This is a genomic window from Pseudoalteromonas sp. N1230-9 (assembly GCF_032716425.1).
Taxonomy (GTDB): domain Bacteria; phylum Pseudomonadota; class Gammaproteobacteria; order Enterobacterales; family Alteromonadaceae; genus Pseudoalteromonas.
Map to the genome: position 1 here is coordinate 300,893 of NZ_CP090419.1, position 25,002 is coordinate 325,894.

The 25,002-nt window shown below is 41.0% G+C and carries 21 protein-coding genes; 16 read left to right on the top strand and 5 right to left on the bottom strand.

What is annotated here, in order from left to right:
• The first annotated feature begins 77 nt into the window (after nucleotides 1–77).
• A complete protein-coding gene (locus tag LY624_RS01485; RefSeq protein WP_130151571.1) occupies nucleotides 78–533 on the top strand; it encodes a hypothetical protein in 456 nt (151 codons plus the stop codon).
• 21 nt (nucleotides 534–554) lie between these two features.
• On the opposite strand, the gene ppx is transcribed toward LY624_RS01485, so the two are convergent.
• The 3 genes from ppx to LY624_RS01500 form a co-directional block, all read right to left on the bottom strand.
• Complete coding sequence (ppx, locus tag LY624_RS01490; protein WP_341803705.1) at nucleotides 555–2,042, bottom strand: exopolyphosphatase; 1,488 nt, start codon at nucleotides 2,040–2,042, stop codon at nucleotides 555–557.
• On the bottom strand, nucleotides 2,035–4,122 hold the full coding sequence (gene ppk1 / locus LY624_RS01495) for a polyphosphate kinase 1 (RefSeq protein WP_341803706.1): 2,088 nt from the start codon (nucleotides 4,120–4,122) through the stop codon (nucleotides 2,035–2,037). Before ppk1 ends, ppx begins: the two co-directional genes overlap by 8 nt.
• 121 nt (nucleotides 4,123–4,243) lie before the next feature.
• Nucleotides 4,244–4,750 carry a glycine cleavage system protein R gene (locus LY624_RS01500; protein WP_062567215.1) on the bottom strand — a complete coding sequence of 169 codons (507 nt, stop codon included), beginning with the start codon at nucleotides 4,748–4,750 and terminating at the stop codon, nucleotides 4,244–4,246.
• A 331-nt stretch (nucleotides 4,751–5,081) separates the two neighbouring features.
• On the opposite strand from LY624_RS01500, the gene LY624_RS01505 reads away from it, so the two are divergent.
• From LY624_RS01505 to LY624_RS01550, 10 genes are all read left to right on the top strand, one after another.
• A complete protein-coding gene (locus tag LY624_RS01505) occupies nucleotides 5,082–7,316 on the top strand; it encodes an ABC transporter permease subunit (RefSeq protein ID WP_341803707.1) in 2,235 nt (744 codons plus the stop codon).
• Between the two features lie 15 nt (nucleotides 7,317–7,331).
• Nucleotides 7,332–8,981: a phosphate ABC transporter permease PstA gene (pstA, locus tag LY624_RS01510; RefSeq protein ID WP_130151575.1), complete on the top strand. Its 1,650-nt coding sequence runs from the start codon at nucleotides 7,332–7,334 to the stop codon at nucleotides 8,979–8,981.
• Nucleotides 8,982–9,007: 26 nt separating this feature from the next.
• Complete coding sequence (pstB, locus tag LY624_RS01515; protein WP_062567218.1) at nucleotides 9,008–9,835, top strand: phosphate ABC transporter ATP-binding protein PstB; 828 nt, start codon at nucleotides 9,008–9,010, stop codon at nucleotides 9,833–9,835.
• Nucleotides 9,836–9,881: 46 nt separating this feature from the next.
• Complete coding sequence (gene phoU / locus LY624_RS01520) at nucleotides 9,882–10,583, top strand: phosphate signaling complex protein PhoU (RefSeq protein WP_062567219.1); 702 nt, start codon at nucleotides 9,882–9,884, stop codon at nucleotides 10,581–10,583.
• Between the two features lie 151 nt (nucleotides 10,584–10,734).
• Nucleotides 10,735–11,412 (top strand): TIGR00153 family protein, encoded by a 678-nt coding sequence (locus LY624_RS01525; protein ID WP_130151576.1) that lies wholly within the window; start codon nucleotides 10,735–10,737, stop codon nucleotides 11,410–11,412.
• Nucleotides 11,413–11,454: 42 nt separating this feature from the next.
• Nucleotides 11,455–12,723 (top strand): inorganic phosphate transporter, encoded by a 1,269-nt coding sequence (locus tag LY624_RS01530; RefSeq protein WP_130151577.1) that lies wholly within the window; start codon nucleotides 11,455–11,457, stop codon nucleotides 12,721–12,723.
• Nucleotides 12,724–12,808: 85 nt separating this feature from the next.
• Nucleotides 12,809–13,726, top strand: coding sequence for a hydrogen peroxide-inducible genes activator (locus LY624_RS01535; RefSeq protein WP_341803708.1), 918 nt, complete (start codon nucleotides 12,809–12,811; stop codon nucleotides 13,724–13,726).
• 380 nt (nucleotides 13,727–14,106) lie between these two features.
• Nucleotides 14,107–14,649: an RNA polymerase sigma factor gene (locus tag LY624_RS01540; protein WP_341803709.1), complete on the top strand. Its 543-nt coding sequence runs from the start codon at nucleotides 14,107–14,109 to the stop codon at nucleotides 14,647–14,649.
• Entirely contained in the window at nucleotides 14,642–15,241 is a 600-nt protein-coding gene (locus LY624_RS01545) for a hypothetical protein (protein WP_130151579.1), read from the top strand. Before LY624_RS01540 ends, LY624_RS01545 begins: the two co-directional genes overlap by 8 nt.
• A gap of 1 nt (nucleotide 15,242) precedes the next feature.
• Nucleotides 15,243–16,160: a hypothetical protein gene (locus tag LY624_RS01550; RefSeq protein WP_341803710.1), complete on the top strand. Its 918-nt coding sequence runs from the start codon at nucleotides 15,243–15,245 to the stop codon at nucleotides 16,158–16,160.
• Between the two features lie 31 nt (nucleotides 16,161–16,191).
• Here LY624_RS01550 and LY624_RS01555 read toward each other — a convergent pair whose 3' ends face one another.
• Nucleotides 16,192–16,395, bottom strand: coding sequence for a hypothetical protein (locus tag LY624_RS01555; RefSeq protein ID WP_062567226.1), 204 nt, complete (start codon nucleotides 16,393–16,395; stop codon nucleotides 16,192–16,194).
• 230 nt (nucleotides 16,396–16,625) lie between these two features.
• Nucleotides 16,626–19,136: an EAL domain-containing protein gene (locus tag LY624_RS01560; RefSeq protein ID WP_130151581.1), complete on the bottom strand. Its 2,511-nt coding sequence runs from the start codon at nucleotides 19,134–19,136 to the stop codon at nucleotides 16,626–16,628.
• Between the two features lie 214 nt (nucleotides 19,137–19,350).
• Here LY624_RS01560 and queA point away from each other — a divergent pair, with 214 nt between their 5' ends.
• The 5 genes from queA (at nucleotide 19,351) to secF (ending at nucleotide 24,968) form a co-directional block, all read left to right on the top strand.
• Nucleotides 19,351–20,382, top strand: coding sequence for a tRNA preQ1(34) S-adenosylmethionine ribosyltransferase-isomerase QueA (gene queA / locus LY624_RS01565; RefSeq protein ID WP_341803711.1), 1,032 nt, complete (start codon nucleotides 19,351–19,353; stop codon nucleotides 20,380–20,382).
• A gap of 252 nt (nucleotides 20,383–20,634) precedes the next feature.
• Nucleotides 20,635–21,762, top strand: a complete 1,128-nt coding sequence (tgt, locus tag LY624_RS01570) for a tRNA guanosine(34) transglycosylase Tgt (RefSeq protein WP_058583935.1) — start codon at nucleotides 20,635–20,637, stop codon at nucleotides 21,760–21,762.
• A 29-nt stretch (nucleotides 21,763–21,791) separates the two neighbouring features.
• A complete protein-coding gene (gene yajC / locus LY624_RS01575) occupies nucleotides 21,792–22,130 on the top strand; it encodes a preprotein translocase subunit YajC (RefSeq protein ID WP_062567230.1) in 339 nt (112 codons plus the stop codon).
• A 22-nt stretch (nucleotides 22,131–22,152) separates the two neighbouring features.
• A complete protein-coding gene (secD, locus tag LY624_RS01580) occupies nucleotides 22,153–24,012 on the top strand; it encodes a protein translocase subunit SecD (RefSeq protein WP_341803712.1) in 1,860 nt (619 codons plus the stop codon).
• 8 nt (nucleotides 24,013–24,020) lie between these two features.
• A complete protein-coding gene (gene secF / locus LY624_RS01585; protein WP_341803713.1) occupies nucleotides 24,021–24,968 on the top strand; it encodes a protein translocase subunit SecF in 948 nt (315 codons plus the stop codon).
• Nucleotides 24,969–25,002 lie beyond the last annotated feature (34 nt).

The window sequence follows — 25,002 nt, forward strand, 5'->3', positions numbered from 1 at the left end:
GTTTTGATATTAATTAAGTTTTTTTCTGGTGTGATTTATGCAGAGTCTTATTAAATTGATTTTAGTAAGGAATGCACATGCAAGTTAAAACAATACAACAAGTTTATGATTGGACTGTGATGTTTCACACCCAGATGGCAGCGAATTTTCATAGTGTTAAAGATTTATTAGACGAGCATAATCAAATGCTGGTGGATTATTATCTACAATATGAGAAAAAGCTTGCTGAAGACTTGGTTGGCTTTAAAGCGATTACTGAAATTAATACCCTAGATACGTATTGCTATGAGTATTTTGCTGAAAATCCTGAGCTTATTACTTTTAAAGACATCAGTACTGATCAGCAAATAGATGAGAAAGCTATTCAAGTCTATTTAACCTCACAACACCAGAAGGTTATTGATCTATATGAATATTTAGTATCTCGTGCCGAGACCCCTGAAACGATTGAGAAACTTGAACGTCTACTTGAGTTAGAGCAACAAGGTTTAAAGCAAATGATGCAAAGCTCTAACCGCCATATGGATATGTAACCTATTAACCTATTAATCTGCTTAATGAAAATCGAGTAAAAAGCCGACCTTTTTGAGGTATTTTTGCTCCTGCTGTAAGTCAGCCAAAAGCAAGGTATGTTCTTTAAGCCAGTTAGTATTAAATTTTAAGAACATACTATTTTGCTTGGCTGTGATTTCAAGTTTAAAACCTTGATCGGTTGTGCGTTTTTGATTCAGTAGTACTGCTAAGCGCAAAATCACAATGAGCCGTAATATTTCATAATGCTGCATGGTATGCAGTGTAGGAAACTCCTCCAAACGAATTTTTTTACGGTAAAAGCGGATCATACAACTTAGTAGAATTTGTTGTTGCTGCGTAAAGCCAGGTAATTGGCTATTCGCTACGATATATGCACTGTGTTTATGTAATCCCGACGAATTAACCCCTAAGCCAATTTCATGTAATTGCGCAGCCCAATCCAGTAGATTTATGTGATCAGAGTCAGTCAGGTGCCATGTTTCTCTTACTTGTTCGAATAGCCACTTTGCAGTTGTTGAGACGCGATTAGCATGCTCTTTATCTATGACATTGCGCTCAGATAGGTTCGCTATGGTATTCGTGCGAATATCTCTATGGGCGAGCTTTTGCTGCATTTCATGAAGCAAGCCTTCACGAAGTGAAAAGTCGCTGTATTGCATCGTTTTTATCTTAAATAGCCTGAATATGGCAATTAAAATAGCTAAACCACCACAAATACTGACTTGTCGCTCAGCTGTGAGACCTTCAATGTGTAGTGCGGGTATTTGTTTAGCAGCAATGAACTGAGTTTTTAGTTCTAATAATCGTTCTAATGTAATTAGCTCTTGCTCGGTATCGTTAGCATTAATCATGGCAAGGATAGATTTAATCGTGCCCGATGTACCCACCACGGATTGCCAGCCTGCCGATAAGTAGTTTGCAAATATCACTTCGAGTTCTTGTTCAGCACGAACCTCAGCTTTGGCAAAGCGCTTAGCGGTAATTTGCCCATCTGCAAAAAACTGCTTGGTATAGCTGACACAGCCCATATTTCGACTCGCCAGTAATGTGTGCTTAAAGTGTTTGCCAATGATGAGTTCGGTACTGCCGCCACCGATATCAATGACTAAGCGGTTATCATCGTGATGGATGTAATGAGCAACACCTTGATAAATTAAACGCGCTTCTTCTTGCCCTGATATTACTTCGATTGAATAAGGAAACACTTTGCTAGCTTGGGTTAGGAACGAATGAATATTTTTAGCACGGCGTAATGTGTAAGTGGCGGCTACTTTGACATTCTCAAGGGGGAAGTCCTGTAAGGTAGTGGCGAATTGTTTAAGAATGGCTAGTGCACGTTCAATAGCTGCTTGGCTTAAGTGATTTTTATCATCTAAACCATCAGCTAAATAAACACGTTGTTTTTCTTTATGTAAGATTTGCAAAGAGCCATCAACCTCTCTTGCCACCACTAAATGAAAACTGTTTGAGCCTAAGTCAACGGCAGCAATAGAGGAATAATCATTCATTATTATAGTTACTTTCCCATTTTTTGAGGTGGTCATAAATAGCTATTTGCGAACGTATTTTCTTACGATTGCCACGGCGCACATAGCTGTTTTTTTGTTCGCTATCGATTATGCGCGCTTTAGTTCTATCTTTAAACTGTAGCTCAAGAATATCAATAATGAGCTGCTTTAATTTTGCATCATATATTGGTGTGGCCACTTCAACACGGTGGTCGAGGTTTCGGGTCATCCAATCGGCTGAGGAAATATAGACTTTCTCCTTGCCATTATTGTGAAACACCATTACCCGGGGGTGCTCTAAGAAGCGGTCTACAATACTGATAATACGAATATTATCATTGCCACTAAGTGATGACGGAACTAAAGAGCACATGCCACGTACAATAATGCGTATCTTTACCCCACGCCTTGCGGCGAAATAAAGATGATCAACGAGTTCTTTATCGACAAGGTTATTGATTTTTACTGTAATTCGACCCGTTTTACCCTGCTCAGCATGAGTTATTTCTTTATTGATCAATGAGGTGATTGTTTCTCTGGCATTGACAGGTGAAATCATCAAGTGATCGAATTGGAATGGTTTGTAACTACTTTCAATAAACCTAAATACGCTGTCAGATTCTTCCGTTATGCCCTCATGCTTAGTAAACAAACTAAAGTCGGTATAAATTTTTGCGGTTTTTTCATGAAAGTTACCCGTACCAATGTGCGCGTATTTAACGATGTTATGCTTTTCTTTGCGATGAATGACGCATAATTTACTGTGTACTTTTAAAGCAGGGATACCAAAGATAACTTTAATACTTGCATTACTGAGCGTTTTCGCCCATTCGATATTATTTTGTTCATCAAAGCGCGCTTTAAGCTCTACCATTACCGTGACGTGTTTACCGTTTTTTGCTGCATTTATTAGCGTAGAAACAAGGCGAGACTGGCTGGCTACACGATAAATGTTGACCTTAATCTGTGTGACATCAGGGTCAAAAGCTGCTTGGCGCACAAACTCAAGTAAATGATTAAAGGTGTGATAGGGGTAATAAAGTAAAATATCTTGTTCTGAGATGGCATCAAACACACTCGAGTGATTAGTAAAAGCAGTGCTTTGTAATGCGGGCAGGGGCTTGTTTTCTAAATACTGACGGCCCACATTAGGAAAGGCAATAAAATCACGGAAGTTACGATATCGACCCCCTGGGATCAATGCATCATGTTGACTTATATTAAGGCGCTTTTTCATCACTTTAAGCATGTCATCAGGCATACTTTCGTCATAAACAAGGCGCACAGGCTCGGCAGAAATTCGTTGTTTCAGGCCTTTCGACATTTTGTCGAGTAAACCTTCTTCAAGCTCATCATCTAAGTTGTATTCAGCATCGCGGGTGAGTTTTATGGCGTAGCATTGAATATCATCAAAACTAAAAAAGCTGCTAAACACATCGCGAATAAAATAAGCGATGATGTCATCTAGCATCACAATGGTTTTGTGACGGCGTGTTTTTTCGGGTGGCAAAATAACAAAGCGAGACACGCGATCTGTGGGAACTTCTAGCATCGCGTAATGACTTTTTTGATTCGTCATTTCGACAAACAAATAGGTCATGGTGTCGTTTATTTGATCTGAGTAGTCTTTCTTTTCAGAGAGTAAAATCGGCAATATATATTGCAGCACATTGTCGTGAAAAAACTTTTTAAGCCAGGTTACGTGAAATTCAGATAGTTTTTCAGGGAGTTCTACGTGAATATTGTGCTCATTTAAATCATTTAAAATATCTTTATGAATCTGATTAAATTTTTTGCCAAGCTGTAGCACTTTGCTTTGGATCTGATGAAGTAAAATCTCATCTTCTTCAAAGTTCGCATCAGGAATTTTATTAAGTAAAATTCGCCGTTTCACATCCGCAACACGTACTCTGAAAAACTCATCCATGTTATTTGAATAAATGCCTAAAAAGCGCATGCGTTCAATAATTGGGTTGGATTTATCTTTTGCTTCTTGTAGCACGCGCTCATTAAAAGATAGCCAGCTCAGTTCTTTGGCGAAATAACTCATTGCTGGTGATGAGGAAGGGGTGGCATTCATCTGATTTCTCAAATATTTATTATTAAATAAAAGATAGAGGATACAGATGACACAAGTATGACAAGCGTGTCAGTTTTGTGACACGCTTAATCTAGCTTAAGTTGTAGAAGTGGTACTTGGTTTAAGCATCCTCAATATCAACAATCAAGTCAGTGGTAATTGACTCAAGCGCTGTTATTACTTCATCTTTGTTCATGCCTACAGGCAAGGCGACCGTTGCAACAGCACTAAAAATAGGGACTCCCCAGTTAGGTGCGCTCTGCTGTTTTGAGTTCAGGTGTGTAATGTTTGCGCCTTTATGGCGTATTACACTGGCGAGCTCTTGTACGATTCCAGGTCTATCGTTGCCTGTTATTACAAAATTAATTTGCTCCGTCGACACCTCTGGAAGGATATCTGAACCACGCTCGATTCGTACTTCTAAATGAGGTAAACCGTGCAAAGCATCTTGTAGCTCTTGTAGATGCTCCTCTGGTACAGCAGCTTCGATAATGCCTGCAAAGTGACCTGCTAAATGACTTAAATTACTCGATAGCCAATTGCCGTGATGGCTTAAAATTGTGGCCGAAATATCTTCAACGAGCCCCGGTTTATCGGGACCAAGTATGGTGATTACTAACTGCTTCATGCTTAAATCTCTATAAAATGCCTCTGAAAAAAATGAAAAAGGAGGGAGGCTTTGGTTAAAATGATTCTTATTATTGAAAAATAAGTCATATTGAGTATTGATGCTGTTTGAGTATTTGTCCAATTTTTTTCATATAGTTATAAAAGATTAGTTATAACAAAATCTTAGTCAAAGACATTGAACTTTCTTATGGCACGGTTTAAGCCATACTTTAAAAAGATGTTAACTCCCCAAATAAAGTCGTTTATTACACTCAATTATGACGTTTGTAACAATACTGTCATCTTGGTGAAATATAATCCGCCCAACGTTAAGATTTAAGGGTGTTTTGATGACTTCCAATCCGAGTAAACCGACCTTTCATACGGATAGAAGCCGTCTATTTAAAGACAGGTTTGCCAAATGGGGTATTTCCGCAGGTGGTGTAATGGTGCTGATAGCACTGTTACTTATTTTCTTTTACCTTCTTTATGTTGTTCAGCCTATTTTTGAGTCAGCAAAAGTGGAAACACGTAACAGTGTGAAGCTAACGAATGCATCTCAAGTTGTAGGGTTGGGCATGGAGGAGCAAACCGAAGTTGCTTTCTTACTAGGTGAAACAGGTAATGTGGACTTTTACAATATTGAAAAAGACCACTTTGGTAAGAAGATCACCACTCTTAATACAGAATTACCAAGCGATGTGAGCAGTTTTGCAAGCTCAGCACCGTTTCAAGGTCAATACGCTTATGGTCTTGAAAATGGCTCTGTGGTTGTCGTAGCGCCAAAGTTTTTAGTCACGTTTCCGAATAATCAGCGCCAGTTAACACCGCGTTTAGATTATCCTTTAGGTGACATTGCCCTTGAGGTTGATGATCAGGGTGCGGCGATTACTAAATTTGCATTTAGCCACTATGAAGATAAAACCGCGGTTGTTGCTTTAACAGCAGACAAGCGCGTTTTATTTAGCAGCTTTGTGGGTGAAGAAAATATGTTCACAGGCGAAGTTGAGTGGGTTGTTGAACGCACTGAGCTTGATATTGAAGGACGTGTTGATGAGCTATTAATCTCACCTGATACAACGCGTACATTCGTGCGCTCTGCAAATCAAATTTATGTTTATGATACGCGTTACCCTTCAGAGGTTGAGCAAATCCAATTGCTTGCTGCAAATGAAGAGAACGCAAATCTTGTTTCAACTCAGCTATTAGCTGGTGCTAACTCGTTAATGCTTGCTAATGATAATGGCGAAGTCTCACAGTGGTTTGAAGTAAATACAGAAGATGGCCGTGAATTTAAAAAGATTCGTGCTTTTGAAACCAGTAAACAGTCTAAGTTAAATATTTTTACTGAATTTTATCGTCGTACTTTCTTCACCGCAGGTGCTAACGGTGAGTTAGGTATTTATTACACCACAAGTGATGCAAAACTGTGGCAAGGTAAAGTAAGTGACGGCCCAATTCAAAACTTTGCAATTGCACCACGCTCAAATGCTGCGCTTATTTTAGCGGATGATGCATTAAAAGTTGTAGAAGTCCACAATGAACACCCTGAGGTGACTTGGTCTGCACTATGGCAAGAAGTATGGTACGAAGGCTACCCAGAGCCAGGTTATATTTGGCAGTCAACCTCTGCAAGTGATGACTTTGAGTCTAAGTTCTCATTGGTACCCATTTCATTTGGTACGATTAAGGCAGCGTTATATGCCATGCTATTTGCCGTGCCAATTGCACTTTCTGCGGCAATTTATACAGCCTACTTTATGTCGAGCGAACTACGTAAAGTGGTTAAGCCAACAGTTGAAATCATGGAAGCACTACCAACGGTAATTCTTGGTTTCTTAGCTGGTCTTTGGTTGGCACCATTAATTGAAGAGCACTTACCAGCGATTATCGGTTTATTAATTCTTTTACCATTAGGGATTTTATTAACTGCTTTTGGTTGGAATAAGTTACCGAACTCAATTCGTCATCGCATTCCAGAAGGTTCACACTCTATTCTATTGATTCCAGTCGTGTTATTCATTGGCTGGTTATCATTTGCTATGAGCGGCACAATTGAACTTTGGATGTTTGATGGTAATGTGCGTCAATTTCTGACTAACGAATTAGGCATGACATTCGACCAACGAAATTCACTTGTTGTGGGGATCGCAATGGGCTTTGCTGTCATTCCGACTATTTTCTCTATTGCTGAAGATGCCGTATTCAGTGTGCCTAAGCACTTATCAAATGGCTCTTTAGCGCTTGGGGCTACGCAATGGCAAACCCTTGTTCGTGTTGTGTTATTGACAGCAAGCCCTGGTATTTTCTCGGCGGTGATGATGGGACTTGGTCGTGCGGTAGGCGAGACCATGATTGTACTGATGGCTACAGGTAATACACCAATTATGGATTGGAGTATTTTCCAAGGGATGAGAACCCTTGCAGCGAACATAGCAGTAGAAATGCCAGAATCTGAGGTAGGTAGTTCACACTATCGAATCCTATTCTTAGCAGCGTTTGTATTATTTATATTCACATTTATTTTCAACACAGTGGCTGAGTTTGTACGTCAGCAACTGCGTGATAAATATAGTTCAATGTAGGTGGAGAGACACGACATGGTAAAGCAGTGGTTTAAGTCTGGTTCTCCTTGGATTTGGATGACCGGCGGTGCGGTTAGCATCAGTTTAATCTCGGTTCTTGGCTTATTAGCCATGATTGCTTGGAAAGGTTTAAGCTTTTTCTGGCCATCAGAAGTTGTGCAGCTTGAGTTACAGGGTTCTGTAGCCAAGCAAACGGTAATTGGTGAAATTTATGACCGTGAACTTGTTCCAAAATCTCGTATTGAAGCGACGGGCGTTGATTTATCTCATTACGAAAAAGACGAGTTAGAGCGATTATTAATTAAAACCGGTAACCGTGAGTACGTTGATCTGGATTTCCGTTGGGTATTGGAAACGGATATTCAATCGCGTACTGCACCTGCTGCATTAGCGGTATTTGAACGCAGTAAAAATGGTAATTTTTACGGTTATGTCGAGCAGGTTTTTAAAGATGGTGAAGTGATTACTGAAAATAAAGTTGAAGTACTTTATGAGCTTGTGGAGCGTGCAGTTGAGTTAAATGACCAAGCACTGGATCTACAAAATGGCGACATTGGTCACATTAACTATGAACTTGAGCGTTTACGTTTAAAAGAAAAAGCATACCAGCTTGATAATGAACTTACCGATGAGCGTGTCGCTGAGCTTGCACAAGCACGTGCTGAACTTCGTGCTGAGTATTCAGAACTTGAAAAGCAATTATTTGCACTACGTAAAGAAGCAAAACGTGATCAGGTTACAGTTAAAGACATGCGTGGTGAAGTGGTGACTTTACCTCTTTATCAGGTGCTTGATGTATGGTTCCCGAATGACATGGGTTTCTTTGCTAAGCTTGGTCATTACTTTGCGCAACTGGGTAAGTTTGTATCAGATGACCCACGTGAAGCGAACACGGAAGGGGGTGTATTCCCTGCCATTTTCGGTACTGTTTTTATGGTACTATTAATGGCTGTTATTGTGACGCCATTTGGCGTTGTTGCAGCAATTTATTTACACGAATACGCTGCGAAAAATGCAGTAACTAAGATGATCCGTATCGCGGTAATCAACCTTGCGGGTGTACCATCAATTGTTTACGGTGTATTTGGTCTAGGCTTCTTCGTATACATGTTAGGTGGCAGTATTGACCAACTATTTTACCCAGAATCATCGCCAAGCCCTGTATTTGGTACACCGGGTGTGATTTGGTCTGCATTAACCTTAGCGATTTTAACGTTACCTGTTGTTATTGTCTCAACAGAAGAAGGTTTATCACGTATTCCTAGTACAGTACGACATGGCTCATTGGCTCTTGGCGCAACTAAAGCAGAGACACTTTGGCGTATCATCATTCCAATGGCAAGCCCTGCGATTATGACAGGTTTAATCCTAGCGGTTGCACGTGCGGCCGGCGAAGTAGCACCACTCATGCTGGTAGGTGTTGTGAAGATGGCACCAACATTACCACTTGACGGTAACTTCCCATATGTACATTTAGATAGAAAATTTATGCACTTAGGTTTCCACATTTATGATGTTGGTTTCCAAAGCCCTAACGTAGAAGCGGCACGTCCGCTGGTATATGCGACGGCATTCTTACTGGTATCAGTAATTATCGCCCTGAATATCACTGCGATTGGTATTCGTAACCATTTACGCGAAAAGTTTAGAGCTCTTGAGCATTAATACAGAATTTTTATAGGTAGACAGAGATGATTACAGTTGCACCACAGGTAAACCAAGCAAAAAGCGCGGCAAAACTAGATTTAGATAATCTAACGGCTGAACAAAAAGCATTAGAGATTAAAAACTTAGATCTATACTACGGTGATAAGCAAGCGCTAAGTGGCGTAAATATGAACATTCCGAAAGGTCAGGTAACCGCGTTTATCGGGCCATCAGGTTGTGGTAAATCAACACTTTTACGTTGTATCAATCGAATGAATGATTTGGTTGATAGCTGTCGTATCGAAGGCGAGATTTTGCTTCAAGGCCATAATATCTATGACAAAAACGTCGATGTTGCAGCGCTTCGTAGAAATGTCGGGATGGTTTTCCAACGTCCGAATCCATTTCCAAAATCAATCTACGAAAATGTTGTTTATGGCCTACGCTTACAAGGTATCAAAGAAAAGCGTAAATTAGACGAAGTGGTTGAACAGTCTTTGCGCGGTGCAGCGTTGTGGGACGAAGTGAAAGACCGCTTACACGATAGTGCATTTGGTTTGTCTGGTGGTCAGCAACAACGTCTAGTTATTGCTCGCTCAATCGCTATTGAACCTGAAGTACTTCTTCTGGATGAGCCAACGTCAGCACTTGATCCAATTTCGACGTTAGTGATCGAAGAGCTAATTAATGATTTAAAGAGCAAGTTTACCGTTGTTATTGTTACTCATAACATGCAACAAGCTGCACGTGTATCTGATCAGACAGCGTTTATGTACATGGGTGAGCTGATTGAGTATTCAGATACCAACACGTTATTCACGACGCCAACTAAGAAGAAAACTGAAGACTACATCACTGGCCGTTACGGCTAGCAACTGCCTAGCTTAGTGAACGTCAACGAATTTATAGAGGTAGACAATGGAACATAACATTAATAAACACATTTCAGGTCGCTTTAATCAAGAGCTTGAGAATGTGCGCAACCATGTTTTAAACATGGGTGGTCTAGTTGAGCAGCAACTAAATAGCGCATTAGATGCAGTAAGCAATGGTGATGCAGAACTTGCGCAAAAAGTGCGTGAAAATGACTATAAAGTTAATGCGATGGAAGTGAACATTGATGAAGAGTGCACGCGTATTATTGCTCGTCGTCAGCCAGCTGCCAGTGATTTACGTTTAGTCATTGCCATAGCCAAAACCATTGCTGATTTAGAGCGCATTGGTGATGAAGCAGAACGGATTGCAAAAGTTGCTTTAGATTCATTCACTAAAGACCAGCAAGACTTATTAGTAAATATTGAAAATATGGGTCGTCTAGTATCAAAAATGCTTCACGATGTACTTGATGCATTTGCTCGTATGGATGTGCAATGTGCGTTTGAAGTACACAAAGAAGACGCCAAAGTTGACCGTGAATATGAAGCTATTACACGTCAAATTATGACATATATGATGGAAGACCCACGCTCAATCCCAAAAATTATGGATTTAGTATGGTCTGTACGTTCTTTAGAGCGTATTGGTGACCGTTGTCAAAACATTGCTGAATACATTATCTATTTTGTTAACGGCAAAGATATTCGTCATACATCTCAAGAGGATATAGAAAAGTCGCTGTAAATTATCCGCTACTTTTCAATATTTAACCGAGCGGCCCAGTGGCCGCTTTGTCTATTATTGGTTATGTAAGGCAGAAAAAGCGTTCACAATCGAACACAATGCTGTAAAATTCGAACCTGCCAAAGCATACTAATTTATTAAAGGGTCAGTTATGCCTACAAATGCATTTTTAGGGGTATTTGCTAAATCTCCTATTAAGCCTATGGAAGATCACATTAAGAAAGTACATCAAGCAAGTAAGGCCTTGATCCCTTTCTTTAATCACGTTTTTAAAGAAGAGTGGAAAGAAGCGGAAGAAATCCGTCTAAACATTCGTAATTTAGAGCGTGAAGCGGATGACATGAAACGTGATATTCGCCTTCAACTACCGCGTGGCTTATTTATGCCAGTCGAGCGTACCGATTTACTTGAACTTGTTACTCAACAAGACAAAATAGCGAATAAAGCGAAAGATATTGCAGGGCGTGTCGTTGGTCGAGAAATGACTATTCCTGCTGAAATTCAAGAAGATTTCCTTGCTTATGTTGTTCGCTGTGTTGATGCAACTAAACAGGCATCAAAAGCAATTAATGAGCTAGATGAGCTATTAGAAACGGGCTTTAAAGGTCGTGAAGTTACTTTAGTTGAAAAAATGCTCGTTGAGTTGGACGCAATTGAACAAGACACGGATGACATGCAAATTAAAATACGCCGTCAATTGCGCGCCGTCGAAAATGAACTTAACCCTATTGATGCAATGTTCTTATACAAGATCATTGAATGGGTTGGCGACTTAGCTGATATTGCTGAGCGCGTAGGTTCTCGTCTTGAGCTGATGTTAGCTCGATAATTTAAAATCAGTTCAAATACGAAAAATTAAAGGTTTCACACAATGGATATCATTGCAAATTACGGCACGTTTTTAGTTTTAATTGCCGCAGCAGTCGGTTTCTTCATGGCTTATGGTATTGGCGCGAATGATGTAGCTAATGCGATGGGTACATCAGTAGGTTCAAAAGCACTTACTATTAAACAAGCAATCATCATTGCCATGGTGTTTGAATTCGCAGGTGCTTATCTTGCCGGTGGTGAGGTAACCTCTACCATTCGTAAAGGTATTATCGACGCGGCGCCATTTGCAGACATACCTGAGCTTATGATTCTTGGTATGATCGCCGCATTATTTGCTGCTGGTAGCTGGTTATTGATTGCCTCTTTCCTTGGCTGGCCAGTATCGACTACTCACTCAATTATCGGTGCTATTATAGGCTTTGCGCTTGTTGCGGTAGGTAGCGAAGCAATTCAGTGGAATAAGGTAATGGGCATTGTAGGTAGTTGGATTGTCACGCCTGCAATTTCAGGCTTTATTGCTTACCTCATTTTCATGAGTGCGCAAAAGCTCATCTTTGATACCGATGCACCACTTAAAAATGCCAAGCGTTATGTGCCTGTATACATGGGTCTTGCGGGCTTCATTATGTCACTTGTTACAATCAAGAAAGGCTTGAAGCATATTGGTATTAACTTAGGTGCCGTTGAAGGCTATGCGCTTTCAATCGCCATTGCGGTCGTGGTTGGTATTATCGGTAAGTTTGCGATTTCGCGTCTTAAAATCGACCCTAAAGCTGACAAGAAAATGCAGTTCAACAACGTTGAGAAAGTGTTCGCAGTACTGATGGTACTAACAGCATGTTGTATGGCATTCGCACATGGTTCAAACGACGTTGCTAACGCGATTGGTCCACTTGCTGCTGTTGTTAATATTGTGGAGCACAACGGTGAAATCGCGAAGAAAGCGGCTATCGCATGGTGGATTTTACCGTTAGGCGGTTTAGGTATCGTTGCTGGTCTTGCTATTTTGGGTAAGAAAGTAATTAAAACAATTGGTGAAGGTATCACTCACTTAACACCAAGCCGTGGTTTTGCTGCTGAACTAGCTGCTGCTTCTACAGTTGTTATCGCTTCAGGTACGGGTTTACCTATCTCGACGACACAAACACTGGTTGGTGCGGTATTAGGTGTTGGTATGGCACGTGGTATTGCGGCACTTAACATGGGTGTTGTAAGAAACATTGTAGTTTCTTGGGTAATTACATTGCCAGTTGGCGCAGCCCTTGCTATTGTTATTTTCTACGTACTGAGAACTGCCTTTGGGGTATAAAAAAGTACTAACAGACTTTTAGCTTGAAAAGATCTCAATGCCCTAGGTATTGGGGTCTTTTTATTTGCAGGTAGTAAAAAAGAGTATGAATAACTTACCAAGTATTAAACAACTACAGTATTTACTAGCAGTCCATCAATATCAGCATTTTGGTCGTGCTGCGAGCGCGTGTTTTATTGGCCAATCTACATTAAGTAGTGCTATTCAAAATCTAGAGGAAACTCTGGGTTGTCAGTTGATTGAGCGAGAAAATCGCAGCTTAATGTTCACGGCAATCGGTGAAGAGGTCGTCGAGAAAGCACGTAAAATCATTGATGATACTTTAAGTTTAAAAGAGCTAACGAAAAGCTTCCTCACCCCCTTAAGTGGCACGTTGACATTAGGGGTTATTCCTACCATTGCCAGTTTTATTGCAGCGCCTTTGTATCATTTCTGCAAGCAAACCTTTACCGAGTTAGAGTTAATTTTGGTTGAGGACACCAGCGATAAATTACTTGATAAGTTAGAGCATGGGCAAATTGATATGGCACTGCTCGCATTGCCGTACGATACTGAAAAATTTCACACCCAAGTGCTTGCCAAAGATCACTTCAGCTTAGTGCACCATAAAGATTACACGCCAGCTAATGGTGTAGAAGATTTTAATTTACTACCCGATGCCAGTGTCTTTTTATTAGAACGTGAGCATTGTATGACAGGCCATGCATTAAGTGCTTGCCATTTAAATCGCTCAAGCTGCATTAACCCGTTTGAGGCAGCAAGCTTACACACTTTACTTAGTATGGTAGAGCATCAACTTGGTGTTACCTTCTTACCACAAATGGCGATCAATGCGGGCATTTTAGATAAGAAAGAGATGGTCGCAACACCTTCACAAGCTGATGCCTATCGTGACATAGGTATTGTGTGGCGAAAAACCACTGGGCGTATTAGGGACTTCAGACTATTTAGTCAACAGTTGGAGTTATTTCTTAATAAGCAATGTAGCTTAGACGGTCAATAATATACCCAAACCACCTCAAGATGCAGAATTCAGCGTTTCACAGGTGCTTAATATCAAGGCGTTACTTTGCAAGAATGGCAGTCCCTTTTAAGAAGTAACAACGATGAGAGTAAGTGCCTGTGAAGCGCCCAAAGGGTTGGTTTAAAAGCGATTTATACTGCGTTATTGATTTTAACAATAGAACCACTATTATTTGCAATCAATGCCTTGCCTAAACCGCTTTTAATTCCAACTGAAACTCGCATCTTGAGGTGGTTTGGGTATAAAGAACCCCAAATAAAAATTTGGGGTTTTTTATTATTTAAACAAACTATTTTTTTCCTTCCCTCGACTAACATAATAACAAAACCATTAAAGGCAGATCAGATGACGAGGCTAGTGTGTTTTTTCAATCACTTGAAACATTAATTGCCCAGGCGCAACAGGGCAATAAACGAGCGTGGTTGAAATTAGTCAAACAACACGAAACACAGGTATATAACTATTGCTTACGGATGTTAAGCCATCCTGATGATGCAATGGACTTGATGCAAGAAGTATTTATTTCTGTGTACAAGAGTTTACCGAGCTTTCGTGGTGAATCGAGTTTCAATACTTGGCTTTATCAAATCGTGCACCGGCGTAGTGTTGAATATTATCGCCGTCGTAAACTGCATCAAAGCTTGGATGGTGTGCCAGAAGAAAGTTGTGAGCATAGCGAATTAGAGACTAATCAATTGCAATACCAGCAGCATCATGAACTCAAAGAGATGATGAACAATTTACCCTGGGAGCAACGTTTGGTTGTGGAGTTAAAATTTTTTCAGCACTGTACATTCGAAGAGATAGCTGAGCAATTAGGTATTTCGACCAATACCGCTAAATCAAGACTATACAGTGCATTGGGCAAGTTAAAAGTGCATTTGGAGGCCGTAGATGGCTAATTTAGATTCATTATTTACCGCATGGTTAGAAGGTGAAAGCCTGACAGACGAACAAATTGAATTGTTACAAGCCAATGCTGAGTATGCATTAATGATGAACAATGCAAGTAAGTGGCAACAGCAAAGCCAAGAGTATGAAACAGTACCCGTTCCTCACTGGGACAGAGAATCAAGCATGCCAAAAGTACAAAAATCGCATCTGTTTTTTGGTTCAGGGATGTGGGCGATGGCTGCCTCAATTGCATTATGTGCTTGGCTATTTATGAGTAATCCGCAACAAGGAAATCAGCAGTTACTTGAACAAGTGGCAAAGCAAACGAATTTGTTAGAGTCGCAGCAAAAGCAAATTGATCAGTTACAAAATATTTTAACGGCGCAAAACCAAGTACAGCAGCAACATATGTATCAACTAGCCAAAGAAGCAATCAAAACAGGGCGAATAGAGCGCCAAGAAGATATTGCCAGCGTGCTTGCGTATATCAAAACGCAGCGTGCTCAAGACCAAGCATATTTGCGTATGCAGTTGAATGATTTAGCAGAGCAAGTGGACGGCAGGCCATTGCCAACCGTTGCCAACAATGTGGAGTATTAAAATGTCAAAGAACATGATAACCAGTGCAGTGCTATTATTATGTGGTATAGCAGCAGTCAACCCTGTGTCTGCCCAAAGTACTGAAGAGTTAGCTCGAATCCAGCGTGAAGTCGGGATCATGGAAAAAATCCTAACAGCGGCTTTAAAGCAGGATACAGATAACAAAGTCAGAAATGTCTCAGCAAGTTATTTACAGCACCAAGGTGTGGTATTTAGCTTTGACGTGCGAAGCCATTCTCGCTGGTCAAGTGTATTCGCATCCGTGCCCGATGCACCACTTCCACCGCTGCCTGACATTGACTTTGAAGAGATCAGCGAAATTGAAGTATTAGGTGAACATGTACAAGTTATTAGCGATGCCGTTGTTGTTAAAACGCAAGAAGCCTATCAACACGCGATGGAGGTGATGCGTGAAAGCGCAGAGCGTGTGCGCGAAGTTGCAGAGCAAGAGCGTGATGTTAGTCGAGAAATTCGTGATCTTGAGCGTGAAAAACGTGACCTTGAGTTTGATCGCCGCCACGATAAAGATGCCAAAGAACAAGAGCTTGAACAGCGCAAAAAAGAGCTGCAAGCATCAATTAAGGAGCTGGAAAAACAGCAGCAAAAGTTGTCTTTACAGCAACAAGCAATGCGTAAAGAGTTAGCGGAAAAAAAACAAGCACGTATTACAGAGCAAAAACAGCAGTTGGCAGAGCTTACACAGCGGGTGGATAAAAGCTTGTCACTGACTTTATGTGATTACGGTAGTGGATTAAGAACGCTGCCGAATGATGAACATGTTAGTTTTATTATTCGTGGTATTAGCGAAAATAAGGGCGAGCAAATTAAAGTGTTTAAAAAATCAGACATTAAAAAATGTGTGGTGGGTGATATTAAAGCAGATGCCTTACTTAATCGCGCAACCCAGTATGAGTTTTAAAGTGGTAAAAACCTTACTAACAAAAAGCAGCCTATAGTGGCTGCTTTTCATCCATTGTAAAAGGTTTTAAGTTAGGTAAGAAGAGTAAGTAAACCCATACAACCAGATTAAAGTAGGGCACTAGCCCTAAGCTTGTGAATACTTTAACTGGGTACCCCTTAAAAGTTGCATTACGGTAACATTGATAAGCTATCCCTAGGTTAATGATCAGCAACAAAACGATTAATTGTGTCATCACTTTCTCCTTTATACCGATAATACATGAACTTAACGATGTTAAGTTATTTTCAGTATGTATAATTTAATAATTAATGTCATGTTTTTTTGGTTGTATCACCATAAAAGCATGACATTTTGTGTTGGTGTGAATTAATTATAGATGAGTATTATCAGGATGAAAGTTAAAAAACCAATAAAATTGTTTAAAAATGTATCAATTTTAGGTGCGCGTTTGCTAGCTAATTGTTAGCTAAAAAGTTTATCCGTAGATATTCTTTCAAGCTCGCTATTAATTTTTTCAACAGGTACTGGACGGGCAATAAAGTAACCTTGCCCGTAATCGATGCCTATTTCTTTTAGTGCTAAAAATATTTCTTTATTTTCAACATATTCAGCAACTGAGCGCTTATCCAGAGAGCGGCTAATATCATTAATTGCTTTCACTAACGCTAAATCGATGGGGTCGTTGAGCATGTCACGTACAAATGATCCATCAATCTTAACATGCTGTGCGGGTAGTTGTTTAAGGTAGTTAAAGGTACTAAAACCTGTACCAAAATCATCAATAGAGAAATGACAGCCTAAACTATTAAGGCGTTCTATCATTGCTCTGGTTGCGGCTAGATTATTAATACTGGCTGATTCAGTGATCTCAAAAATAATACGCGTTGGCTCAACGTTGTATTCTGCTAAGCTTGATTCGATATGTGGTAATAAGCGCTCATCTAAAAATGATTGTGCCGATAAGTTAATGGCGATTTGATTCAGCTCAGGGTACTCGGCAACACTTTTAATTGCATTTTTAATAACGCACTGATCCATCAAATACGTATCATTAAGTAGCTCTAATGCTGGAATGAATTGATTAGGGTAAACCAGTTCATCATTCAGTTTTAAACGTAATAAGGTCTCAAAATAGGCTACATGGCTACGTTTAAAGTCCCATATTGGCTGATAATGAAGCTCAATTGAGTCATGCTGCAGTGCTTGGCGAATACTATGTCCCCACTCTAAACCCGCTTGCAAGTTATTATGGCTGCTGTCTTCTTTTGAGTAGCAATGCACTAAATTTCGGCCTAGGCTTTTTGCTACATAAAGCGCAATATCAGCTTGTTTAAGGCACTCGCTTGGGTCGTTGTTTTGTGCAGTAATCTGCGTCAGACCAATTGAACAGCTAATTGAGTAAACATGTCCTTCAGAATGGAATTGATGCTTTTCAATCGCCATACAAATACTTTCTGCGACTAAGTGAGCATCGAGCAGGGTCGTATTTTTCAATATAACTGCAAATTCATCACCGCCAATACGGCACACTAAGTGCTCTTCGCTAATATTGGCTGTAAATAACTGAGCCACTTCTTTTAAAACAATATCACCTTGCTGATGACCTTTACTGTCATTGATAATTTTAAAGTGATCTAGGTCGATGTATATCAGTGCATGCTCTACATCGTTATTGGTATATTTAGCTTGGCAAATACGTTGTAATTGCTGGTCAAAGTAGTAACGGTTATGCAGCTCAGTTAAGGTATCATGAAGGGCTAAGTGGCGTAATTGTAACTCAGCTTGTTTGCGTTCATGAATATTATCTATCGTCGCCGTGATGGTGGCTGAGTTGCGGCTATTTTTGATCAGTTGCATACGGCACTCAACCCAAATAGCATTGCCATTTTTATGTTTAAGTTGTATTTCAACTTGCTGCTGTTGTGCGCCGCCATGCAAAATGCTTTGTACCGTATCTTGTAATTTGTGTTGGCACTCAGGTAGGCAAAAGTCAGCAAGCGACTTCGCTAAACTTGATTTTATACCGTAGCCAGTCAGGCTTTCCCATGCTGGGTTTATAAAGCGAATATGGCCTTGTTGATCAAACTCAAGCACAACAGTATTAAGGTGAAGCAAAATACGTTGGTGAGCTGAAAACAGTTCTTTATAACGGCTTTGGCTTTGACTTAATTGCTCCACTTTTTGAGCAAACTCAGCATAACTCACCATAAAGTCTTCACGTCGCGCTGCATGATCACACACTTTACTCAATAAAGACTGATCATAAGGCGCACGAATAAAATCAGTAACGCCAGAAAGTAACAACTGCTCCGCGTAATCCGCATCATTGTTATCAATGATGGTGACGATCGCCTGTTTTGGATTATGCTGCAAAATTTCACTAATTAACGTGCCAGCAGGATCAGACTGAGACTGAGTTGCATCAATCAACACGATTGCAAACTTTTGCTGTAAGTAAGTAGCAAGTGCTGTTTTTGTCGATGTTGTATGCGTTACTGCAAAGCTCAGCTTAAGTTGCTCAGTAATGCTATGCGCTTTGCTGTTATCAGTTTCGAGAAGTAATAAATTAAGCCGACTACTTTTTTCTAAATGAGTTGAAAGCACATTCGCTAATACTTGTGGCAGCATATCTTGGCGTTCAAATGGTAATACAGCATCAATACCGTAACTGCGAGCTGTGGTCTCAGCAATACGCTCACAATAAATCGGCGGCGTAAGTAAAATGGGGGTATTTTTCGGTGTTTTTAATAGCCCAGAGCGGATCATGCGAGAGAAGCGCCAACCGTCTATTTTTCCGACTTCAAGACCTGTAATTATAATATCCACAGGGTGAGTTTTGAGGATTTTTAACGCGTCTTGAGAGTCATTTACTTCAATAAACGAAAAGACGTTAAGTTTATTGAGTGTTGACTTAATTGTCTCACGTTCTGCAACGCTAGCGTTTAAAATTAGCAGTTTCAACTGCTTTGCCATGGCGCTACTACCTCTTAACTTAACCCATGTTTAATGAATAAGTTAGAATAATGACATTTTGTCTAATCTACAAGCAAACTTTACCTAAAATGGCTAATAAGCCTGTTAAAATTGCACGACTTTTACCCTAGGTCAATATGCGCTTGGGTTTGCTTGAGGTAGTGAGCGTATCAGAGTAAACTTGGCGCGTTTTTATTTATAAGAGATACACTCTATGCGCGTGGCCGACTTTAGCTTTGACCTTCCAGATGAATTAATTGCTCGTTTTCCGAAAGCGGACCGTACAAGCAGTCGTTTACTCACGCTTGATGGCCCATCCGGTCAAGTAGAGCACAAAGTATTTAGCGATATTTTATCGCTTGTTAATGAAAATGACCTATTGGTTTTTAATAACACCAAAGTGATCCCTGCGCGTATGTTTGGGCAAAAAGAGTCAGGTGGTAAGCTTGAAGTGTTGGTTGAGCGTGTACTCGACGAGCACCGTGTGCTTGCGCATGTGCGAGCTAGCAAATCGCCAAAGCCAGGCTCAAAAATCATTCTTGAAGGTAAGGCAGAAGCAACCATGGTTGCACGTCATGGCGAGCTTTTTGAGCTTGAATTTGCCAAAGACGAAAATGTCCTTGATATCCTAAACGACATCGGCCACATGCCATTACCACCTTATATTGACCGCCCTGATAACGAGTCAGATCGTGAGCGCTACCAAACGGTTTATGGTGAAAAGCCTGGTGCTGTTGCCGCACCTACTGCAGGCCTGCATTTTGATGACATATTAATGGCCGCTTTAAAAGAGAAAGGCATTAATATGGCATTTGTGACCTTGCATGTCGGTGCGGGTACATTCCAGCCTGTGCGCGTTGACTCAGTTGATGAGCATGTAATGCACTCAGAGTACATTGAAGTACCTGATGATGTGGTTAAAGCGGTAGCCGAAACCAAAGCAAAAGGCGGTCGCGTCATTGCCGTAGGTACTACATCAGTACGCTCGTTAGAATCTGCTGCTAAAGTACATGGCGGTAAACTTGATACTTACTTTGGTGATACCGATATCTTTATCTACCCAGGTTATCAGTTCAATGTGGTTGATGCCATGGTAACAAATTTCCACTTACCTGAATCAACGTTAATCATGCTAGTCAGTGCCTTTGCAGGCCAAGAGAACATAATGGGTGCTTACCATACGGCGATTAAAGAACAGTATCGTTTCTTTAGTTATGGCGATGCCATGTTCTTAACGCGTAAATAAGCGTTAGTCATCTTATCACCCCGTAAAAAGCCCAGCATTTCACTGGGTTTTTATTTTTAACCATTCTTACTAAGTTATGTGTTGATATGAAGCCTCAGTGCGACGCTGAATTCTGCATCGTGGGAAGAGTTTAGCTAGCGGGCTTTTTATTTTCGAATTTAGCCCAATTAATAGTAATAAACCTGCAAACAGGGTAGAATCGAGCGGTTAAATTATAGCTTGTTGGACTGTTTTTCCGACACTGAGGATAATATGAAATTTGAATTAGACCGCACTGACGGTAAAGCGCGCCGCGGCCGCTTGATTTTTGAGCGTGGTGTAGTAGAAACACCCGCATTTATGCCTGTAGGTACTTACGGCACTGTAAAAGGTATGACGCCTGACGAAGTGAAAGATACTGGCGCGCAAATCTGCCTAGGTAACACTTTCCACTTAATGCTACGCCCAGGCACAGAAATCATTAAGCAGCACGGTGATTTACACGATTTTATGAATTGGGATCGCCCAATCCTAACTGACTCAGGCGGTTTTCAAGTATTCAGCTTAGGCGCAATGCGTAAAATCACCGAAGAGGGCGTGATGTTTAGCTCACCTGTAAATGGTGAAAAAATCATGCTTTCGCCAGAAAAAGCGATGCAAGTTCAGCGTGATTTAGGCTCTGACATCGTAATGATTTTTGACGAATGTACGCCATACCCTGCCACTGAAAAAGAAGCGAAAGACTCGATGGAGTTATCACTTCGTTGGGCTAAACGCTCAAAAGAAGGCCATGGTGATAACCCTGCTGCGCTATTTGGTATTATCCAAGGTGGTATGTACCCTGAGCTTCGTGCACAATCGCAAAAAGGCTTAGAAGAAATCGGCTTTGATGGTTATGCATTAGGTGGCTTATCGGTCGGTGAGCCGAAAAACGAGATGATCAATATTCTTGATCACTGCGCGTACAAAATGCCAGAAGATAAGCCTCGTTACTTAATGGGTGTTGGTAAACCGGAAGACTTAGTTGAAGCGGTTCGCCGTGGTATCGACATGTTTGACTGTGTAATGCCTACGCGTAATGCCCGTAACGGCCACTTATTCGTTACTGGTGGCATTGTTAAAATTCGAAATGCCGTACATAAAACAGACACCGGTCCACTGGATCCTGAGTGTGATTGTCATACATGTAAAAACTATTCACGTGCATACTTGCATCATCTTGATAAATGTAATGAAATCTTAGGCGCACGACTAAACACGATTCACAACTTACGTTATTATCAACGCGTGATGGAAGGCTTACGTAATGCCATCAGTAATGGCAAACTAGACGAATTTGTTGCAGATTTTTATGCACGCCGCGGCCAAGAAGTGCCAGAGCTTGCAGATACATCAGATTAAATTTTTAGAAAAATTAAAGAGGAAGTGAAATGAGTTTATTCATCTCAAACGCCCACGCAAGTGCGGCAGGTGCAGCACCAGCAGGTGGTGGCATGGAAATGCTAATCATGCTAGGTATTTTTGGTTTGGTATTTTATTTCTTAATCTACCGTCCACAAGCTAAGCGTGTAAAAGAGCATAAAGCCCTAATGAGTGCGATGGCGAAAGGCGACGAAGTACTCACGCAAGGTGGCTTAGTGGGTAAGATTACTAAAATCGCTGATGATAAAGACTTCATCGTGATTTCATTAAACGATCAAGCTGAAGTAACAGTACAAAAATCAGCTGTTTCTTCAGTACTGCCAAAAGGCACTATGAAGTCGCTATAACAATAAAAATAAGGACTCACACGTGTTAAACAAGTTTCCATTATGGAAGTATTTACTTGTTCTTGTTGTGTTAGTCGTTGGTATTTTATATGCCTCACCTAACTTGTATGGCCGTGATCCGGCCATACAAGTATCAGGCACTAAAGGTACTGATGCTGACCTCAGCGTACTCGACAAAGTAAATGCGACCCTCAAAGAACATAACGTTACTGTTAAATCAAGCAAACTTGAAGACGGACAGATCCTCGTTCGTTTTAAGAATGTTGAAGAGCAACTAAAAGCGCAAGACCTACTGCGTGATTCCCTTAGTGAAGATTACATCTCAGCAATCAATATGGCACCAGCTCAACCTGAGTGGTTAAAAGCATTGGGCGGTAACCCAATGAAGCTAGGCCTAGATTTAAGCGGTGGTGTTCACTTTACTATGGAAATCGACATGGCGACGGCGGTTGATACTCAGCTTGAGCAAATGGAACAAGATTTTAAAAGTGACTTGCGCGAAGAAAAGCTACGTTATCGCACCATTCGCCGCGTAGCAAATAGCGATCGTGTCCGAGTTGAAATGCGTAACGAAGAAGACAAAGATGCGGCAGAACGTTTCTTATCAACCCGTTACCCACTGAATGTTTATATTGATGATAGCAGCAGTGATAACGCTTTTTACGCCAGTATGAGCGAACAAAAGCTTAAAGAAATTCGTGACTACGCTATCAAGCAAAACGAAACAATCATTCGTAATCGTATTAACCAAATCGGTGTTGCAGAGCCTAACGTACAGCGCCAAGGTGCTGAGCGTATTATCGTGCAATTACCAGGGGTTCAAGATACAGCCCGTGCAAAAGAAATTCTGGGTGCAACAGCAACACTAGAATTCCGTGAAGTAGACGAAAATGCAGATGCAAGTGCCGCTATGCAAGGTCGTGTACCGCCAGGCACAGAAGTGATTATGGCACGTGAAGGTTATCCTGTGGTGCTGAAAAAACGCATCATCCTTGAAGGTAGCCATATCACGGGTGCGCAATCAGGTATGGATGAATATCAGCGTCCACAAGTAAGCATTAGCTTAGATAGTAAAGGCGGCGCAAAAATGAATGCCTTCACTAAGCGTGCTATCGGCAAACGCATGGCAACGGTATTCATTGAATACAAGCCATCAGGTAAAACAGACGAAAATGGTAAAGCACAGCCACCAATTAAAGTGGAAGAAGTCATTAACGTGGCAACGATTCAAGCCCGTCTTGACCGTTCATTCCGTATTACTGGTATCGATAACCCTGCTGAAGCACATAACTTAAGCCTATTACTTCGTGCTGGTGCTTTAGTTGCGCCAATTCAAATCGTTGAAGAGCGCACAGTAGGTCCAAGCTTAGGTCAAGAGAATATCGAAGCGGGTATGACTGCGGTTGCACTTGGCTTTGTGTTCGTACTTGTGTTTATGCTTGCTTACTACAAAGGCTTTGGCATGGTCGCTAATATTGCCCTAGGTGCTAACTTAGTGCTAATTGTGGGTGTTATGTCATTAATACCAGGTGCTGCGTTAACGCTACCGGGTATTGCAGGTATTGTACTGACAGTCGGTATGGCGGTTGATGCCAACGTACTGATCTTTGAACGTATTCGTGAAGAACTTGCTGATGGCCGTAGCCCGCAACAAGCCGTTCATTTTGGTTACGACAGCGCATTTAGCACCATTTTCGATGCTAATATCACAACACTTATCGCAGCAGTGATCCTGTTTGCAGTGGGTACCGGCCCGATTGCTGGTTTCGCAGTAACACTTGCGATTGGTATTATCACCTCTATGTTTACAGCCATTGTTGGTACCCGTGCGGTCATCAACTTATTCATTGGCGGTAAGCGTATTGATAAGTTGTCGATTTAGGAGTCAGCATGCAAATTTTAAAACTAGGTGGTAAAACACTGCCGTTTATGAAGTTACGTAAGTTTGCCATGACAGTGTCGACTTTGTTGATCTTGGCTTCTTTCGTTTCGTTTTTTACTAAAGGCTTGAACTTTGGTCTCGACTTCACTGGCGGTACCGCTGTTGAAGTAGGCTTTACAGAAGCACCCGATCTTAAACAAGTACGTGATGCAATCACAGAAAGTGGTTTTGAAGATTTCTCGGTGCAGCTGTTTGGCTCAAGTAAAGAGATTTTAGTACGTCTTGCACCGCAAGGTGCAGGCGTTAAAGCAGAAGTTATTGGTAACCAAATCATTACGGCATTGCAAAAAATTGAGCCGACAGTAGAAATGCGTCGTATCGAATTTGTTGGCCCAAGTGTGGGTGAAGATCTGAAAGAGCAGGGTGGCCTTGCCATGTTAACTGCGCTTATTTGTATCTTGATTTACGTCGCGTTTCGATTTGAATGGCGTTTTGCGGTAGGTGCGGTATCTGCACTTTTACACGATGTTATCATCACGTTAGGCTTATTCTCAGTGCTTGGTCTTGAGTTTGACTTAACGATTCTTGCGGCAATTTTGGCGGTAATTGGTTACTCACTCAACGACACCATCGTTGTATCTGACCGTATCCGCGAAAACTTCCGTAAAGTACGTGTTGATGACACGATTGAAATTATCGATATTTCATTAACGCAAACTCTAAACCGTACCTTAGTTACATCAATCACCACGATCTTAGTATTGATTGCGTTGTTCGTATGGGGTGGTCAAACGATTCACGGTTTTGCGACAGCATTACTATTTGGTGTGTTCATCGGTACTTACTCTTCTGTATACGTTGCTTCAGCAGTAGCGATTGCAATGGGTGTAAGCAAAGAAGACCTAATTCCAGAAGTAATTGAAAAAGAAGGTGCGGATCTGGATCCTATGCCTTAACAAGCCTAGCTTGACAAGAACCGCCCTGTTGGGC